This is a genomic window from Planktotalea frisia (assembly GCF_001890925.1).
GTDB lineage: Bacteria > Pseudomonadota > Alphaproteobacteria > Rhodobacterales > Rhodobacteraceae > Planktotalea > Planktotalea frisia.
Genome location: NZ_MLCB01000108.1, coordinates 1 through 1040, shown reverse-complemented (window position 1 = coordinate 1040; position 1040 = coordinate 1). Strand labels below are relative to the sequence as shown.

At 47.2% G+C, this 1040-nt stretch carries 2 protein-coding genes; one reads left to right on the top strand and one right to left on the bottom strand.

Annotated elements, in window-relative coordinates:
* Nucleotides 1–8: 8 nt before the first annotated feature.
* On the bottom strand, nt 9–707 hold the full coding sequence (locus tag PFRI_RS07410) for a hypothetical protein (protein WP_072630071.1): 699 nt from the start codon (nt 705–707) through the stop codon (nt 9–11).
* Between the two features lie 118 nt (nt 708–825).
* On the opposite strand from PFRI_RS07410, the gene PFRI_RS21110 reads away from it, so the two are divergent.
* Nucleotides 826–1040 (top strand): hypothetical protein (locus PFRI_RS21110; protein ID WP_139292105.1); only part of this gene is annotated, 215 nt, incomplete at its 3' end.

The following is a 1040-nucleotide window of genomic DNA, read 5'->3' as shown; positions in this document are numbered from 1 at the left end:
TTCGTGAATCATGACGACAAACCAGCATCAAGGCAATTAATGGGTCCTGAGCCTAGCTTCCAGTCGAGGCCAACAGACCAATATGGGTCGGAGGCAGATGTTATTATATTTTTACGGGCAGTAATTCCGCTATTGGTCGATGCTGTGCCGTTAGCCGCGAAGTCCCACTTACTCACTCCAAAGGCGAAATGTGTCGATACATCTTCAGAGAAGGGGTGCACAACGGAAATGCCAAAGTCGTTGGAATCATATTGAATGTCTGAGTTGCCTGTCAGTGGGCTACCGTTACGACTTCCGGTCAACGTAGGTGCTCTGAGATCGCGATTGTGCATCTGGTATTCTAATTTGATCTTTTGGCCTCTGCTGTTCTCGTAGATTTTAATCTTGGCGCCTAACCCTGTGTAAGTTCCTGAAACATCGCCCATGAGGTTTGCACCAGCAAAGCTGACTTTTTGATTTGGGGTGAACCCGTAACCTGCCGCAGCGGTTAGTTCAAAGTTGTTTATCACGTTGAAATTGAATGCAATACCTGCGACGCCGAGTGCATATTGGGAGCTCACCCCATCAACAACAATTTGGTTGTCAGCTTGCTCATAAAGAGCAAATGGACTGACGCCAAACGTATCGGCGAGACTTAATGAAGGTGCCGAAAATCCAAACATTGCTACAGATGTGATCAAGAGCTGTGGGCGCTTTTTGAAATTCATCGGCTTTAATCTCACATCGGCTTTAATCTCACATCGGCTTTAATCTCACATCGGCTTTAATCTCACATCGGCTTTAATCTCACGTTGACACTAAGCGTGTTAGTTGGGATGCTTTGCTGTGTCCATCCCGACGACGATCATTCTGGAGCTAAATTGGATCATTCTGGAGCTAAATTGTATGTCAAAGTTTGTGTTCCCAAAAACTGCGCGTAATCTTTCGCCATTGTCGTTGCTGGTATTAGCGGCCTGCAACGGTGATAGCACGACGGGTGACGATCCAGGTGGCGGTGGGTATCAGTCGCTATCGTTCTCGGGCAATGTTGTTAAGGGGCC